The sequence below is a fragment of the Pseudomonas sp. IC_126 genome, from assembly GCF_004331835.1.
Classification (GTDB): domain Bacteria; phylum Pseudomonadota; class Gammaproteobacteria; order Pseudomonadales; family Pseudomonadaceae; genus Stutzerimonas.
In genome coordinates this window covers 216,839-232,160 of record NZ_SJSS01000003.1, presented here as the reverse complement: position 1 = coordinate 232,160, position 15,322 = coordinate 216,839, and the positions used below count along the sequence as shown (strand labels likewise).

The 15,322-nt window shown below is 65.8% G+C and carries 13 protein-coding genes; 3 read left to right on the top strand and 10 right to left on the bottom strand.

What is annotated here, in order from left to right:
* Positions 1 to 27: 27 nt before the first annotated feature.
* The 9 genes from E0D86_RS12005 to E0D86_RS11965 form a co-directional block, all read right to left on the bottom strand.
* Entirely contained in the window at positions 28 to 1,155 is a 1,128-nt protein-coding gene (locus E0D86_RS12005; RefSeq protein WP_131650266.1) for an acyl-CoA dehydrogenase family protein, read from the bottom strand.
* Positions 1,156 to 1,167: 12 nt separating this feature from the next.
* On the bottom strand, positions 1,168 to 2,358 hold the full coding sequence (locus E0D86_RS12000; protein WP_131650265.1) for an acyl-CoA dehydrogenase family protein: 1,191 nt from the start codon (positions 2,356 to 2,358) through the stop codon (positions 1,168 to 1,170).
* Between the two features lie 103 nt (positions 2,359 to 2,461).
* Positions 2,462 to 3,931: an FAD-dependent oxidoreductase gene (locus E0D86_RS11995; protein ID WP_131650264.1), complete on the bottom strand. Its 1,470-nt coding sequence runs from the start codon at positions 3,929 to 3,931 to the stop codon at positions 2,462 to 2,464.
* 107 nt (positions 3,932 to 4,038) lie between these two features.
* Positions 4,039 to 5,208: an acyl-CoA dehydrogenase family protein gene (locus tag E0D86_RS11990; protein ID WP_131650263.1), complete on the bottom strand. Its 1,170-nt coding sequence runs from the start codon at positions 5,206 to 5,208 to the stop codon at positions 4,039 to 4,041.
* A 10-nt stretch (positions 5,209 to 5,218) separates the two neighbouring features.
* Positions 5,219 to 6,397: a lipid-transfer protein gene (locus E0D86_RS11985; protein WP_131650262.1), complete on the bottom strand. Its 1,179-nt coding sequence runs from the start codon at positions 6,395 to 6,397 to the stop codon at positions 5,219 to 5,221.
* A gap of 19 nt (positions 6,398 to 6,416) precedes the next feature.
* Positions 6,417 to 6,836 (bottom strand): MaoC/PaaZ C-terminal domain-containing protein, encoded by a 420-nt coding sequence (locus E0D86_RS11980; RefSeq protein WP_131650261.1) that lies wholly within the window; start codon positions 6,834 to 6,836, stop codon positions 6,417 to 6,419.
* A complete protein-coding gene (locus tag E0D86_RS11975; protein WP_131650260.1) occupies positions 6,805 to 7,941 on the bottom strand; it encodes an acyl-CoA dehydrogenase family protein in 1,137 nt (378 codons plus the stop codon). Before E0D86_RS11975 ends, E0D86_RS11980 begins: the two co-directional genes overlap by 32 nt.
* Positions 7,942 to 7,950: 9 nt before the next feature.
* Complete coding sequence (locus tag E0D86_RS11970; RefSeq protein ID WP_131650259.1) at positions 7,951 to 8,934, bottom strand: bifunctional MaoC family dehydratase N-terminal/OB-fold nucleic acid binding domain-containing protein; 984 nt, start codon at positions 8,932 to 8,934, stop codon at positions 7,951 to 7,953.
* Positions 8,935 to 8,992: 58 nt separating this feature from the next.
* On the bottom strand, positions 8,993 to 9,778 hold the full coding sequence (locus E0D86_RS11965; protein WP_131650258.1) for an SDR family oxidoreductase: 786 nt from the start codon (positions 9,776 to 9,778) through the stop codon (positions 8,993 to 8,995).
* A gap of 138 nt (positions 9,779 to 9,916) precedes the next feature.
* On the opposite strand from E0D86_RS11965, the gene E0D86_RS11960 reads away from it, so the two are divergent.
* The 3 genes from E0D86_RS11960 (at position 9,917) to E0D86_RS11950 (ending at position 13,311) form a co-directional block, all read left to right on the top strand.
* On the top strand, positions 9,917 to 10,702 hold the full coding sequence (locus E0D86_RS11960; protein WP_131650257.1) for an enoyl-CoA hydratase: 786 nt from the start codon (positions 9,917 to 9,919) through the stop codon (positions 10,700 to 10,702).
* A gap of 252 nt (positions 10,703 to 10,954) precedes the next feature.
* Positions 10,955 to 12,124: an acyl-CoA dehydrogenase family protein gene (locus E0D86_RS11955; protein ID WP_131650256.1), complete on the top strand. Its 1,170-nt coding sequence runs from the start codon at positions 10,955 to 10,957 to the stop codon at positions 12,122 to 12,124.
* A complete protein-coding gene (locus E0D86_RS11950; RefSeq protein ID WP_131650255.1) occupies positions 12,121 to 13,311 on the top strand; it encodes an acyl-CoA dehydrogenase family protein in 1,191 nt (396 codons plus the stop codon). Before E0D86_RS11955 ends, E0D86_RS11950 begins: the two co-directional genes overlap by 4 nt.
* A 745-nt stretch (positions 13,312 to 14,056) precedes the next feature.
* On the opposite strand, the gene E0D86_RS11945 is transcribed toward E0D86_RS11950, so the two are convergent.
* Entirely contained in the window at positions 14,057 to 15,292 is a 1,236-nt protein-coding gene (locus tag E0D86_RS11945) for an NADH:flavin oxidoreductase (RefSeq protein ID WP_131650254.1), read from the bottom strand.
* Positions 15,293 to 15,322: the final 30 nt, after the last annotated feature.

Here is a 15,322-nt window from a genome sequence, read left to right as displayed (position 1 = left end):
GGCCGGCTAGCCATTGCGCGCAACGCCTCAGCTCAGAATCGCGCCATAACGTTCGCAATGGAAGTCCGAATCGCCAAGGCAGGCCTGGGCCACACGAATGCGCTTGAGGTACAGGCCAAGGTCGTATTCGTCGGTTACGCCAATACCGCCGTGCATCTGCACCGCCTCGTTGGAAATCCGCTGCGCGGCCTCGTTGATCTTCCACTTGCCCAGGCTGACCAAGCGGGCCCGCTCGCTGGCATCCAGCTTGGTGTCATCCAACGCCTCGAAGGCCGCCATGACCACGCTGCGCGCCAGCTGCAGGTCGACATACAACCGCGCCGCCCGATGCTGCAATGCCTGGAACGAACCGATGGGCGCATCGAACTGCACCCGCGTGCGCAGGTATTCCAGCGTCATCTCGAAGATCCGCTCGGACATACCGAGCAGCTCCGCCGCCAGGCAGGCACGACCGCGATCCTGCGCCCGTTCCAGGACCGCCGCGGCATCACTCTCGCCGAGGCGTGCCGAGCACGGCACGCGCACGCTATCGAAGGCCAGCGCCCCGTGGTTGCGTGCATCCACCAGCGTCTGGGGCGTGACGTGCAGCCCCTCGCTAACAGCAGGCACCAGGAACAGCGCCGTCTGGCCGTCTTCGAGACGGGCAACGGTCAGAAAAGCATCAGCCTCGCGTGCATCCAGTACCCATGATTTGGTGCCGGCGAGCAGGTAGTCGTCCGCATCGGCAACAGCTCGCAGCGCGACCCGCTCGGGGGCGTGCCGATGGCTTTCTTCCAGGGCCAGGGCCAGGCGCTGCTCACCGCTGATCAAGGCCGGTATCAGCGCCTGGCGCTGCGCCTCGCTACCCAACTCCTCAATCAAACTGCCGCAGAGCACGATGCTCGACAGCAGCGGCGAGGGGCTCAGATGGCGGCCGAGCTCCTCGAACAGCGGGGCGAAGCCGGCAAAACCGAAGGCCAGGCCGCCCTGCTCCTCGGGAAACGCCACCGCGCTCCAGCCAAGTTCAAGCATCCCGCGCCAAGCGGCCTCGTCGAATCCGAGCGCCACGCCTTCATCGCGCAAGCGGCGCTGCTGGGCGACCGGTGCGCGGGCGGCGAGGAAGTCGCGGGCGCTGTCCTGCAGCTGTCGTTGTTCTTCGTTGTATACCAGGCTCACGGCAGACTCCTTCTACTTGCTATCCGGCAGGCCGAGCACGCGCTTGGCGATGACGTTCAGTTGTACTTCCGAAGAACCTCCGGCAATGGTCTGGGCGAAGCTGCCGAGCCATGCATGGGTCATCGCTACCTCGCGCTCGCCGTGGCCTTCGGTGGAAAACCCCAGCCCGCGGTGTCCCATCAGGTCCAGCATCAGTTCGAACTTGTCGCGCTCCTGCTCGGAATGCACCAGCTTGGAAATGGCCATGATTCCGGACACGTCTTCGCGAGCGCGCATGCCTTCCATCATTCTCCGCGTGGTCAGGCGGAAGGCGTGCTCGTCCATCAAGCAGGCCAGAGCACGCTGACGCAGGGCATGTTCGCCAGGCGTAGCGGGCTCAGGCAGGTACTGGCGCAGGTGCGGCAGCAGGTCGAAATGGGTCGGCAGAGCCGACTCGCTGAACTTGGACATCGCCTTGCGCTCGTGCTGCAACAGCGCTTTTGCCAGCGTCCAACCGCCGTTGAGCGGGCCGATCAGGTTCTTCTTCGGGACTCGTACCTCGTCGAAGAACACCTGGCAGAACGACGACTTGCCGCTGATCAGGTCGATCGGCGTGACGGTCACGCCCGGCGATTTCATATCCAGCACGATCAGGCTGATGCCGGCGTGCTTGGGCTGCTGCGGGCCGGTGCGCACCAGCGCGTACATCCAGTCGGACTTGTTGCCGTAGGAGGTCCAGATCTTGGTGCCGTTGATGACGAAGTCATCGCCGTCCTCGCGGGCGCTGGTCTTGAGGCTGGCCAGGTCGGAACCGGCGTTGGGCTCGGAGAAGCCTTGGCACCAGCGAATCTCGCCGTGCACCATAGGCGGCAGCAGTTCGCGCTTCTGCGCTTCGCTGCCGAACTCCAGCAGCACCGGGCCAAGCATCCAGATGCCGAGGTTGATCTGGGGCGGACGGCAACCGAGACGACGCATCTCGCCGGTCAGCACCGCCTGGCGCTCGGGGTCGAGCCCGCCGCCGCCGAACTCGGTCGGCCAATCGGGAGCGAACCAGCCCTTGTCGCGCATGCGCTCGAACCACAGGCGCTGGTCATCGGTCTTGAAATGGATGTCGCGACCACCCCAGATCAGCTCGTCTTCCGGCATCGGGGTGCGCATGGATGGGGGGCAGTTGGCTTCCAGCCAGGCCCTTGTCTCGTCGCGGAACTGCTCGATAGTGCTCATCGCATGTCCTTGAAAACTGAGAGTCGTCGAACGGGTGGATCGAATCTAAGGGCCGGCTAGCAGGCGGCGCGTCGTCCGGATGGACGAGCCCGCCCAGGCACGTTCAAACCATCGCGGCCCTGAGCCCCGCCTGCCGGCCAAAGAAGGTGGAGTCGCCCAACGACAGACCGGAGCTGTAACCCTCACCCCAGCGCGGCAGACCGCAGGCGGTGCGCCCGGCCGCAAAGAGCCCGGCGATGGACTGGCCGTCGACGTCAAGTACTTCGCCGGTCGGCCGGGTGGCCAGCCCGCCGAGGGTGAAGGCGTGGCCGCTGAAATCCCCGGCGCAATAGCTCAGCGCGGCAAACGGTGGTTCGGTGAGTGGGCGCAGCCAATCGGCGGCCTTGTGCAGCAGTGGGTCGCGACCCTCTGCAGCTTCACGGTTGAAGGTCGCTACCGTATGCGTCAGCGCACCGGCGGGCAGGCCCAGCTCCGCCTCGACCTCCTCCCAGCTCTCCCCCACCGCAGCGACCAGGATGTCCGGCTGCAGCATTGGCCTGCCGAAGATTTCGTTGTCCACCAGCAACCAGGCGCGACCCTCGGGCTGGCGTAGCACGTAATGCGCGACCCGCCCGTGATAGGCGTCTTCGTTGATGAAGCGTTCGCCACGCGCGTTGACGAAGATGCCCTTGACCAAGGACTCCGGCGGGAAGAACGGCAGCGTGGCGAAGAATTCCTGCATGTTCAGGGCCGCCGCGCCGACGCCGATACCCATGCGGATGCCACTGCCGTCGTCGTTGCCAGCCGTCACTTGCTGCTGGCAGGCCTCGGCCGCCGGCACGAAGCGCCGCACCATTTCCGGGTTAGCGATGAAGCCGCCAGCACAGAGGATCACGCCCCTGCGTGCCCGGACGAAGCGTGGCTGACCGTCCAGGCGCACCACCAGCCCGCACACCGCACCGCTGCGGTCGGTCACCAGGGTCAGTGCGCGGCTGCCGTAATGCACCTGGGCGCCGAGGGTAACGGCGCGCTCGCACAGCACCTCCATCAGCACCTTGCCCCCGCCCCAGCCCACGAATTGCGCGGTATGCCCGCGCGGCGCCGGTTGGGCAACCTCGCTGAACGGCCAGGCCTTTTCACTGCCGGACCACAACAGCGTGTCGTCGGTGGTCGGCTCGATCCACTTGCCTGGCAGGTAGGTGCCTTTGAACGGCACGCCCTGTTCGCGCAGCCAGCCGAAATGCTCGACGCCGTGCTCGGCGTACAAGCGCACGCGCTCGGCATCGGCTGCGGGCCCGCCGCACATCAGCAGATAACGGTAGAAGTCCTCGGTGTCGTCGCTGAAACCGGCCGCACGCTGGACATCCGTCCCGCCGCTACCGCCCACATAGACCTCGCCACCGGACAGCGCAGCGCTGCCGCCAGCGGCCGAGGCGACTTCGAATACATGCACCTGGGCGCCGGCGGCGCAGGCCTCGATCGCCGCACAACTGCCGGCAGCGCCAAAGCCGACGATGGCCACGTCGGTCTCGATATCCCAGGCAGGCACATCTTCGACACGGCAAGGCCGCGCAGGGGTGTAGGAAATGCTCATGACAGGCTCCGGAAGGTTTGTCTTGTTATGAAGAAGCCTGCAATCCCGTCGGCGAAAAGCGTCGCTCGGGACGCAGCAGCGCCGGGACAGGCCCGGCGCCTAAGGTTTCAGCGAACCGCGCGCGGCATGCCCAAGCCGAACTGGGCGATCAGTTCGCGTTGCAGCTCGTTCACCCCGCCACCGAAGGTCTGCGTCACCGCTTCGCGCACCTCGTACTCCAGCTCGCCGAGCAGGAAGGCGGCAGAGCTGCCGGGACGGACCAGGCCGTTGGCGCCCGCTACCTCAGTCAGCTTGCGAAGGATCTCGATGACCGATTCCGAGCCGTAGACCTTGGTGGTGGAGGCCAGCGCGACGTCCATATGGCCCTGCTCCAACTCCGCAGCGATGCGGAAGTTGATCAGCCGCATCGCCTCGGTGCGCGCATAGCATTCGGCGAGCAGCTGACGCACCCAGGGCCGATCGATCGCCCGCCGGCCGCTCTCATCCGGCGTGCGCGCCCAGAGATAGACCCGGCGGAACAGCCCGACCACCTTGTCGCCCCAGGCGCCGAGGCCGAGCCGTTCATGGTTGAGCTGCGACGTGATCAGGTTCCAGCCCTTGTGCAGCTGCCCCACCAGCATCTCCTTCGGCACCTTTACGTTGTCGTAGTAGGTGGCGGTCGTAGCCACGCTGCAAGTGGGGATCGGGGTATGCGAAAAGCCTTCGCTCCGGGCATCCACGATCATGATCGAGATGCCCTTGTGGCGCAGCTCCTCGGGATTGGTGCGCGCCGCCAGCCAAATGAAGTCGGCATTGCCGGCCCCGGAGGTCCACAGCTTGTTGCCATTGACCACGAAGTGATCGTTTTCAAGGCGCGCCGCCGTCTTCAACGTAGCCAGATCGGTACCCGCATCAGGTTCGGAGTAGCCGATGGAGAAGTGAATCTCGCCAGCGGCGATGCCGGGCAGGAAACGCTCCTTCTGCATCGGGGTTCCGTGCTCCATCAGTGCCGGCCCGACGGTACTGATGGTCACGAATGGCAGCGGCGCGCCCGCGATGTTAGCTTCCTCGAAGAAGATCAACTGCTCGGTGGCGGCATAGCCCTGCCCGCCGTACTCCTTCGGCCAGCCGACGGCCAACCAGCCGTCCCGACCCATCTGGCGGATCAGCGCGCGGAACTCCTCGCCGCCCTCACGGCCACGCATCTGCATGCGCAGCTCGGGGCTGATCAGCCCATTGAAATAGTCCCGCACCTTTAGGCGCAGGGCTCTCTGCTCATCGGTGAGATCAACGAACATTTCGCTCTCCTCAGGCCACGCCGAGAATCAGGCCGCTGGTTGGCACACCGGTACCGGCGGTCACCAGCACGTGTTCCACGTTCTCCACCTGGTTGACGGCGTTGCCACGCACCTGACGGACACCTTCGGCGACGCCGTTCATGCCGTGAATGTAGGCTTCGCCGATCTGCCCGCCGTGGGTATTGATCGGCAGCTTGCCGCCACGGGCGTGATGGCCGGCGCGGACGAATTCCTTCGCCTCGCCACGCGGCGCAAAGCCGAAGGCCTCCAGCTGTGGCAGTACAAAGGGAGTGAAGTGGTCGTAGATCACGGCGGTCTGGATCGCATCCGGGCCGATGCCCGCCTGGGCGTATAGCTCACGCGCCACCACGTCCATCTCCGGCAGGCCGGTGATGTCTTCGCGGTAGAACGAGGTCATCGACTGCTGCCCCGGCGCCATGCCCTGCGAGGCGCCTTTGATGATGACCGGCTTCTGCTTGAGGTCGCGGGCGCGCTCGACCGAGGTGATGACCATCGCCACCGCGCCGTCCGACTCCTGACAGCAATCGAGCAGGTGCAGCGGCTCGCAGATCCAGCGCGAGGCCTGGTGCTCCTCCAGTGTGATCGGCTTGCCATAGAAGAAGGCGTTCGGATTCGTCGAGGCGAAGTCGCGCGCCGCCACGGCCACACGCCCGAAGTCCTCGGAGGTCGCGCCGTAGGTGTGCATGTAGCGCTGGGCGAACATGCCGATCCAGGCCGCCGGGGTGTGGAAGCCGTGGGGCATGTACCAGCCGTAGTTGACGTTCTCGAAGATCGGCGTGTTGCCGAAACCGTAGCTGCCATTGCCGAAGCGGTACCAGGAACGCTCGTTCATCGCGCGATAGACCACCACGGTTTTCGCCACGCCCGTCGCCACTGCCATGGCGGCGTGCATGATGGGTGCGCACGCGGCGCCGCCACCGTGCGGGATCTGCGAGAAGAAACGCACCTGCTCGCTGCCGAGCAGCCGAGCGATTTCAAATTCGGGCACCTTGTCCAGCGTGTAGCTGCTGAAACCATCGACCTCCTTGGGATCGATGCCGGCCTCTTCGAGCGCCGCGAGGGTCGCTTCCATCACCATGCGCAGCTCGGTGCGCCCGGAGTTCTTGGAAAATTCGGTGGCACCAAGGCCGACGATGGCCGCCTGGGCGGAAAGATTCGATTGGGTCATGAACACTGCCTCCGGTTGATCACGGCAGGGCCACGGTGACCGTGCCGGTCACGTGGTTGCCCATGGAATTCCTGCCCTTGAGCGTGACGACGACGCGCTTGCTCGCCTCGTCGCGCTCGCTCACCTCACCGCTGAAGGTCATGCTGTCGCCCGGATAGTTGGGCGCGCCGAGCTTGATCTTGAGGTCCGAGAAACGCGCCAGCGGCCCGCTCCATTGCTCGATGAACCCTTGCACCAAGGCGCTGGTGGTCAGGATGTTCATGAACACGTTCGGTGCGCCTTGAGCCCGCGCAGCCTCCACGTCGTGGTGCACGGGTACGTAATCGCGCGTGGCGATGGCGCCTCCGGCGATCAACATCACGGTGACGGGTAGTTGCTGCTCCGGCAGTTTTTCGCCGAGGGTGACGTCAGCGAATGCCTTGGTTTTCTTCGAGGTCATATTTCCATCCCAGCGTGTCGTTGTTGGCAAGCCACTGTCCGAGTCGATCGAGTGTGGCGGCAGGTCCGCCCAGGGCCAGGCCCAGGTCGCGGCTCCAGTACAGGTAACGATGGATCGGGTACGTCAGGTCGACGCCGATACCGCCGTGCACGTGTTGCGTCTTGTGGCCGATCAGGTGCCCTGCCTCGCAGGCGAGGTAGCGGGTCGCCAGGGCTTCGGATTCGCAGCCAAGTCCCTGGTCCAGTCGATAACAGAGCTGGTAGAGCGATGAGCGCAGCGCCTCGGCGGCGATCCGCGCGTCGGCCATGGTCATCTGCACCGCCTGGAACGAGCCGATGGCGCGATCGAACTGACGCCGCTCGCTGACATAGTCCACGGTGCGGCGTATCTGCTCGTCGCTCACGCCCAGCTGCAGCGCGGCGGTGGCGGCGATGGCGCGTGTTTCCAGCCAGGTCAGCGCGGCCTCTGGCAACACCTGTTCGGCGGTCAGCAGCACGTTGTGGCAGTGCAGGTCCGCGACCGCCAGGCCGTGGTTGGCGATGCCCTCGACGCGCTCGACACCTTCGGCGCGCGGGTCGAGCAGCACCAGACGCGGTCCGTCCGCACCCTCGGCTACCAGCAGCAGCCGGTCGGCCTGTACCGCCAGCGGCACCGCGCCTACCTCGCCGGATAGCGAGAATCCGCCCTCGACGGACTCCAGTTGCAAGCCGATACCCCGCCCCGCGGCAAGGCCGGCGAGCGACAGCGAAAGCATCACGCCGCCCTCGGCCGCCCGGGCCACTTGTTCGGCATGAGCATCGCCACCCCAGCGCGCCAGGGTTGCGGCTGCCAGCTGGTGCTGCCACAGCGGCACCAAGGCGAGGCTCGCGCCCTGGGCCTGCAATACGCAAAGCAGTTCGGTCATGCCCAGCCCACTGCCGCCAGCGTCTTCGGGGATCGCCAGGGCATGCAGGCCGGTCTCGACGCAGGTCCGCCAGAGTTCGCCCATGAAGGGCTCGCCGGTCAGTTCCCAGGCGCGCTGACGCTCATCGGTGCAGTAGTCGCGGAACAGCCCGTCCGCCATCTCGGCGATGGCGCGCTGCTCGTCGCTGAATGAGAAATCCATGCGGCCTCCTTACCCGGCCACCGGCCGAAACTGGGGAAGCGTCAGCCGGTCGTCGAACGTGGCGAACTCCACTTGCAGACGCTGGCCGATCTTCAGTTCACCCGGCTCGACACCGACCAGTCCGGCAATCAGGCGCACGCCTTCGTCCAGTTCGATCAGGCCGACAGGGTTGGGATGGTCGAACGGCGCCACCTCGGGGTAATGCATGACCACGAAGGAATACAGCTCGCCCTGCCCGCTGGCCTGGACGTGGTCCAGCTCGAAGCTATGGCAGGTGCTGCATACCGGTGCCGGCGGGTGCTGGAGGGTCTGGCAGGCGGTGCAGCGCTGGATCAGCAGCTTGCCTTCCTTGCAGCCGTCCCAGAAGAAACGAGTGTCATCGCTGATGCCCGGCAGCGGGCGCATTGGCTTGGGTGCCTCCTGGCTCGCCGTTGCCGGCTCGGCTGCCTGTGGCCGCTCGGCCGGCTTGAACTTGAACACCCGGAACAGCAGCTCGCCGACCCGCTCGTCGTCCTGGCCGTCGGGCTGCTCGATGAAATAGGTCATGATCGCCGTGACGAAGAAGCCCGTGCCCAGCGCGGTGGTCTTCTCTTCGCTGATGGCGTCGATGCGGCTGCTGTAGTAGATGCGCTCGCCGACATGCAGGTAGCGGTCGAAGGTCAGTTCCGAGTTCACCGCCACCACGCCGGGGTAACCGCAGGCCTCGAGATCCTTGAGGATCTCGAACACGTTGGCGTCGGTGGAACCCGGCGCGAAGTTATCCAGGTCCGGTCCGGCCATGCCCCAGACCTGCAACATCGCAGGTGGCGCCACCACATCGGGGTAGCCGGCATCACGGGCAAAGGCCGGGTCGGTGTAGAGCGGGTTGTCGATGCCCATGAGTTCGCACCAGTGGCGAATCATCGGGGCATTCACCTGGTCCCAGGCGTACACCCGGCCGTACTCGCGTCCGACCGTGGCCCGCAGTTTTTCTATCAGCTCTTGATCAGCCAAGTTCGCCTCCTGATGGATCTGTCTGGACGCCACCACCGGCGGCGTCACCGGGGTTGCATCAATGCTGGTCGGCGTTGGCAGCAGCGAGAAACGCAGGCTTCTCGCCACCGCCATGCAGCAGCAGGTTGGTTCCACTGAAATAGGCCGCCATCGGCGAGGCGGCATAAAGACAGGCATTGGCGATGTCGTCCGGATCGCCCATGCGCCCGGCCGGAATGGTCCGGCCCACTGCGTCGATGCCAGCTTCGTCGCCGTAGTGCAGATGTGATTGCTCGGTACGGATCAGTCCGGGGCTGATGGCGGCCACGCGCACCCTGGGCGCCCACTCCACCGCCAGCGAACTCACCAGCGCCAGCACACCGGCCTTGGCCGCGCCGTAAGCAGCGGTGCCGGGCGAGGGGCGCAACGCGGCGACGCTGCCGATGAACAGGATCACCCCGCCTTCGGTCTGGCGCTGCATGAGCCGGTTGGCCTGCTGGGCAACATTCAGCGGGGCGATTAGATTCAGGCGGATGATGCCTTCGTGAAAGCGCGGGGAGGCGGTCGCAGCTTCGGCGGCCGGGCTGCCGCCGGCGTTATTGATCAGCACGTCCAGCCGCCCGTGGCGGTCTTCGATAGCGGCGAATAGAGCGACCAGCGAATCGACGTCACGCACATCCACGGGAAAAAACTCGGCGACCCGGCCACCGCCCTCTGGCAGCCGCTCCGGTGCCTGGCGACCGCAGACCACGACGTTCGCGCCGGCCTGCAGAAAGCGGCTGGCGATGATCGCGCCGATGCCCTTGGTGCCGCCGGTCACCAGTACGGTCTTGTCGGGAAAATCCAGGCTGCTCGGGGCATCCATCGCTGCGTCCTCGTCTAAGCAATGGCCTCACTGTATTGAGCTCGGATAGCCTGCTCGTCGTCTGAACGGACGATGAGTCGCCCATTGCACGCCCCAACAATCGGCGCACCCTTCCTGCCCCCGAGGAGCGCCGCGCTCATGAACCCAGCAGAAGAACCCACGGTGCTCTCGGACCGGCCCGCCGAGGGTGTGGTCCGCCTGCGCCTGAACCGCCCAGCCGTCAACAATGCCTTGAGCCTGGAATTGCAGGCGCTGCTGGCGCGGCATTTCAGTGAACTGGCGCAGGACCCCGCGGTGCGGTGCATCCTGCTCACCGGCGGCGAGCGGGTGTTCGCCGCCGGCGGCGACATCTCCAGCATGGCCGGCGTCGGCCCCATCGAGATTCTCCAGCGCCACACCGAGCGTGTGTGGGCGCCGATCCAGCACTGCCCCAAACCGGTGATTGCGGCGGTTTGCGGCTACGCCTACGGAGGTGGCTGTGAACTGGCGATGCACGCCGACATCATCTTCGCCGGCGAGGGAGCACGCTTCAGCCAACCGGAGATACGCATCGGCATCATGCCCGGCATCGGCGGCACCCAGCGTCTGCTGCGCGCGGTGGGCAAGGCCAAGGCCATGCAGATGGCCCTCACCGGCCGGCCGATCACCGCCCATGAAGCCTGGGTCGCCGGGCTGGTCAGCGAAGTGGTAGCCGATGACCAGGTGCAGGCTCACGCCCTGGAGCAGGCGCGCCTGGTTGCCGCCATGCCGCCGCTGGCCGCCGAGCAAATCAAAGAAGTCATTCTCGCCGGCATGGACGCCTCGCTCGAAGCGGGCCTGGCCTTGGAGCGCAAGGCCAACGCCCTGCTGTTCGCCTCGCGCGATCAGAAGGAAGGCATGCAAGCGTTCTTGGAAAAGCGCCGGCCGACCTTCGAGGGGTATTAGGGTCTGTTGACGTTTCGTCGCGAGCCGCGTTGCTGCGCAACCCTGCGGGCCGGGCCTGTTTTTACGCGATGCGGCGTTACTCGTCGCTCATTTGGAACAACCAAACTTCACTCCTCGTGCCTTGCCTCGCACAAAAACAGGCTCCGGCGCGGCCGCGAACGAAACGTCAACAGCCCCTAGTCCGTATCGAGGATTCCGCCGGCGCGCGCGTGCCATAGGCTGCCGGCCATCGATGCCCGAAGGAGCCCGAACATGGATTTCGCCTTGAGCGATGAACAACTGATGATCCAGGAGAGCGCCGCCGGCTTTCTGGCCAAGGCCTCGGATTCAACCGCCGTGCGAGCGGCGATGGAGAGCGACCGCTACAACGGCGAGCTGTGGCGGCAGATCGCTGGCGAGTTGTGCTGGCCGGCTCTGATCATTCCGGAAGACCACGGCGGCCTCGGCCTCGGTTTCGTCGAGCAGGCCATCCTGCTTGAACAGATGGGCCGGCGACTGCTCAGTTCGCCGTTCTTTGCCAGCGCCTGCGTCGCCACCCCGGCGCTGCTGTTGAGCGATAACGAGGCGCTGAAGGCACGCTGGCTACCGGAACTAGCGGCCGGCAGCCTCACCGCCACGCTCGCCTGCTCGGCCACCACGCGCGCCGGGCATGTGCTGCCGCAAGGGGTGCAGGCCATGGCCGAGGGTGACGGCTGGCGGCTCGACGGTGTTTGCGAGGCGGTGCTCGACGGCGCCGAGGCGGATCTGCTGATCGTTGCCGCGCAACTCGCAGGCGGCCCTAACGACGCCATCGGGCTGTTCGCCGTATCGGCCAATCAACCGGGCCTGAGCCGTCGCGCCCTGCCCACCCTGGACCAGACACGGCGCCTCGGGCACGTATCGCTGGAGGTTGTCCGGGTATCGACCGATCAATGCCTGCACGCGCCCGGCGCGGGCGCGCATTTGCTCGACACCACGCTGCAACTCGCTGCCATCGCGCTGGCCTGTGAGCAGACCGGCAGCGCCCAGCAATGCCTGGATCTGACCTTGGCCTACCTCGGCGAGCGCCAGCAATTCGGCCGTTCCATCGCCAGCTTCCAGGCCATCAAACACCGCTGCGCCGATCTCATGCTGGAGATCGAGAGCGCCCGCTCGGCCTGCTACTACGCCGCCTGTGTGGCCCATGAAGTGCTCTCAGCCGAAGGTGACAGACTGATTACAGGCGAATTGGGCGAAGTCAGCGCCGTCGCCAAGATCCACGCCAGCGAAGCCTTCATGCACTGCGCCGCCGAATCGATCCAGCTGCACGGCGGCGTTGGCTTCACTTGGGAATACGACCCGCACCTGTACTTCAAACGCGCCCGCGCCGGTGAACAGCTGTTCGGAAGCCCCGTCCAGCACCGCGAGCGCCTGGCCCACCTGATTCTGGAGCAGTTCACATGAAGATCGGATTCAGTGCAGAAGACGAGGCCTTTCGCCTGGAAGTTTCCGGCTGGCTCGCCGAGCACCTACGGGGCGCCTTCGAGCCGCTGCGCTTTCGCGGCGGACCGGGTGACGAGCATATGTTTCCCGAAGAACGCAAAGCCTGGGAACGCGAGCTGGCCAAGGGTGGCTGGATCGGTCTGGGCTGGCCGAGCACGTGCGGCGGTCGCGGCCTGTCGATCAGCCAGCAGGTGATCTTTCACGAGGAATATGCCCGTGCCGGCGGCCCCGGCCGCATGGGGCACATCGGTGAGGGCTTGATCGGCCCGACCCTGGTGGCCTTCGGCAGCGACGAACAGCGTGCGCGTTTCTTGCCCGGCATCCTCGAAGGTCGCGAGTTCTGGTGCCAGGGCTATTCCGAGCCGGGCGCCGGCTCTGACCTGGCCGGGGTCAAGACCCGCGCGCAATTCGACGCCGCGCGCGGCACTTGGCGGATCAACGGACAAAAGGTCTGGACTTCCCTGGCCCACGAGTCGGACTGGTGCTTCGTGCTGGCGCGCACCGACCCGGACAGCCGCGGCCATCACGGCCTGTCCTTCCTGCTTGTGCCGATGGACCAACCCGGCATCAGCGTGCAGCCGATCCAGCAGATCACCGGCACCAGCGAATTCAACGAGGTGTTCTTCGACGATGCCGAAGCCGAGGCGGCCTGCATGATCGGCGCGCCGGGCGAGGGCTGGAAGATCGCCATGGCGCTGCTGGGATTCGAGCGTGGCGTGTCCACCCTCGGCCAGCAGATGCAGTTTCAGAACGAGCTGGACGAGGTCATCCGTGTTGCCAAAGATAACGGCACCGCCGAGGACCCGCTGATCCGCCAGCGCCTGGCCCAAGCCTGGGCGGGTCTCAGGGTGCTGCGCTACAACTCGCTGCGGATGCTCTCCGGCCCGCAGGATGGCAGCCTGCGCCGCGAGGCGACCATCTACAAATTGGCCTGGTCCACCTGGCACGCCGAGCTGGGCAAGCTGGCGATGGACGTGCTCGGGCCACAGGCGGAAATCCTCGAAGGCGCGCCCTACGAACTGTCGCGCCTGCAGTCACTGTTCCTGTTCACCCGCGCCGACACGCTCTACGGCGGCAGCAACGAGATTCAACGCAACATCATTGCCGAACGCGCGCTAGGCATGCCGCGCGAGCCGAGGGTGCAGTAGCGCGCCTGGTGAAAGGCCCGGCTCTGAGCGCAACGCCGTTCGCCCCGAGGGCGGGCCTCCCACAAGCGCCAAAGCACGCTTTCGTAGCTTAGCCGATCCGCTTTCGTAGGAGGCGCGCCCTCGCGGCGAAAGCGTGTGTTCAAGCAACGCAAAAGCTGACGCTTCGCCCCGAGGGCCGGCCTCCCACAGCAGCAGGTGCATACCGTGGGTGTGCCCGACCTTGGGGCGAGTACTGGTTTGTCCGAGAGGCGGGCCGTCGACGGGTCCTGACGGGAACGGTCCAAACCGCCTGGAAGATTGTCAATGCTGCTTTGGCTTTTGAATTTCAACCGAACTGTCAGACAACTCCAGACGCCCCATCAGGAGGGTGAGCGCAATCGTTGCGCAGAGGGCGAGCCGCATGGATACGGCGAGAGTCGTAAAGGGCCAGGGATGGCCCTTGTACGACGACCCTCGGAGCAGCGATGGAGTAAAACGGAGCGCAGCGTAGTAACAGCCGAAGGCTGGCCCGAAGGGCGAGCGAAGCGAGTAACGAACCCGAAGCGAAGCGCAGGGCCGGATGCAGGGGCAAGCGTTTTTGCCTACTTTTTCCGCGACTGGAAAAAGTGGGTCGCCCAGCAGGGCGAAACCAAGCTCTCAAACGACTCGCTAATCGCCATGACAGCGATCCGTTCAGTCAGCCCCTCAAACTCGCCAACCCGATGGTCACCGCCATGAAACACGAACAACCACATCCCTGGAAAACTCAGGAAGCCGCCGCCTGGGCATTGAGCACCGGGTCACCTGGGGCACCAAGCACGCAGCTGGTACCGCCCGGCGTATACATCATCGCCACGCACCGATTGCACGCCGTACAGATGCCTTGCAGGCTGGAGCCCGAAGAAAACTTGGCGACCAGATCCGGCTCGGCGATCAGCGCCCTTCCCAGCGCCAGCGCGTCGAAGCCTTCATCCAGCACCTGCTGGACGCCGCGCAGGCTGGTGACCCCGCCCAAGTAGGCCAGCGGCACCTCGACGGCCTGGCGGATTCGCCGCGAATGCTCCAGCAGGTACAACTCGCGAAAGTCCACCGGCCGCTCGCGCAGTTGCTGAATGGCCATGGCCGCCGCCACCAGCGGATTGCTCGGGCGCACGCGGTTTTCCTTGGGAAACGAGGAGCCGAACATGGTGGTGATGGACTCGGCGTTCATGCCGGCGCTGAGCACCAGCATGTTCGCGCCCTCACCTTCGAGCTGGCGCGCAATGGCCACGCCGTCCTCGGGCTGATTGCCGCCCTTCACCCCCTCGGTGATGCTGTATTTGCACAGCACCGCCATGTCCCTGCCCACCGCATCGAGCACCGCACGCAATACCTGACGCGGAAAACGCAGGCGGTTCTCCAGGCTGCCGCCGTAGGCATCGCGGCGCTTGTTGTACAGCGGCGAGATGAACTGGCTGAGCAGGTAGCCGTGACCCATGTGGATCTCCACGGCATCGAACCCCGCCTCCCGCGCCAGCCGGGCGCCCTGGGCGAACTCGCGGACGACCTGATCCATGTCCGCCTCGGTCATCGCCTGCTTGCGGAACATGCCGCTGAGCATGCCGATCTTGTTGAAACCACCGCTGGCGGACAACGGCCGGGGCGTCGAACGCTCGGGCATAAAGGTGAAACAGCCGCCATGGGTGATTTGCGCCGAGGCCGCGGCGCCGTGTCGGTGCACCGCATCGGTCAGCACGCGAAGATGCGTCAGGCTGTCCGGCTGCAGCACGATCTGGCCCGGCAGCGTTCGCCCGTCGGGGCTGACCGAACAGTAGGCCAGCGTGGTCATGGCCGTGCCGCCAGCCGCCATCGACTCGTGGAAGCGCACCAGCTGCTTGCTGGGCACTCCACCGATGGACATGCCTTCATTGGTCGCGGCCTTGATGAAGCAATTCCTGAGCGTCAGCGGGCCGATGCGCAGGGGGCTGAAGGGAGACCTGGAAGTATTGTTGTCGTGGTCCATGAATCGCTTGCCTCTGATGGGCGAAATCGG

What these genes read in the sequence shown, in the direction of transcription:
- E0D86_RS12000 (WP_131650265.1), bottom strand. Translation starts at nt 2,358, where the DNA reads ATGAGCACTATCGAGCAGTTCCGCGACGAGACAAGGGCCTGGCTGGAA.
- E0D86_RS11995 (WP_131650264.1), bottom strand. Translation starts at nt 3,931, where the DNA reads ATGAGCATTTCCTACACCCCTGCGCGGCCTTGCCGTGTCGAAGATGTG.
- E0D86_RS11990 (WP_131650263.1), bottom strand. Translation starts at nt 5,208, where the DNA reads ATGTTCGTTGATCTCACCGATGAGCAGAGAGCCCTGCGCCTAAAGGTG.
- E0D86_RS11985 (WP_131650262.1), bottom strand. Translation starts at nt 6,397, where the DNA reads ATGACCCAATCGAATCTTTCCGCCCAGGCGGCCATCGTCGGCCTTGGT.
- E0D86_RS11980 (WP_131650261.1), bottom strand. Translation starts at nt 6,836, where the DNA reads ATGACCTCGAAGAAAACCAAGGCATTCGCTGACGTCACCCTCGGCGAA.
- E0D86_RS11975 (WP_131650260.1), bottom strand. Translation starts at nt 7,941, where the DNA reads ATGGATTTCTCATTCAGCGACGAGCAGCGCGCCATCGCCGAGATGGCG.
- E0D86_RS11965 (WP_131650258.1), bottom strand. Translation starts at nt 9,778, where the DNA reads ATGGATGCCCCGAGCAGCCTGGATTTTCCCGACAAGACCGTACTGGTG.
- E0D86_RS11960 (WP_131650257.1), top strand. Translation starts at nt 9,917, where the DNA reads ATGAACCCAGCAGAAGAACCCACGGTGCTCTCGGACCGGCCCGCCGAG.
- E0D86_RS11955 (WP_131650256.1), top strand. Translation starts at nt 10,955, where the DNA reads ATGGATTTCGCCTTGAGCGATGAACAACTGATGATCCAGGAGAGCGCC.
- E0D86_RS11950 (WP_131650255.1), top strand. Translation starts at nt 12,121, where the DNA reads ATGAAGATCGGATTCAGTGCAGAAGACGAGGCCTTTCGCCTGGAAGTT.
- E0D86_RS11945 (WP_131650254.1), bottom strand. Translation starts at nt 15,292, where the DNA reads ATGGACCACGACAACAATACTTCCAGGTCTCCCTTCAGCCCCCTGCGC.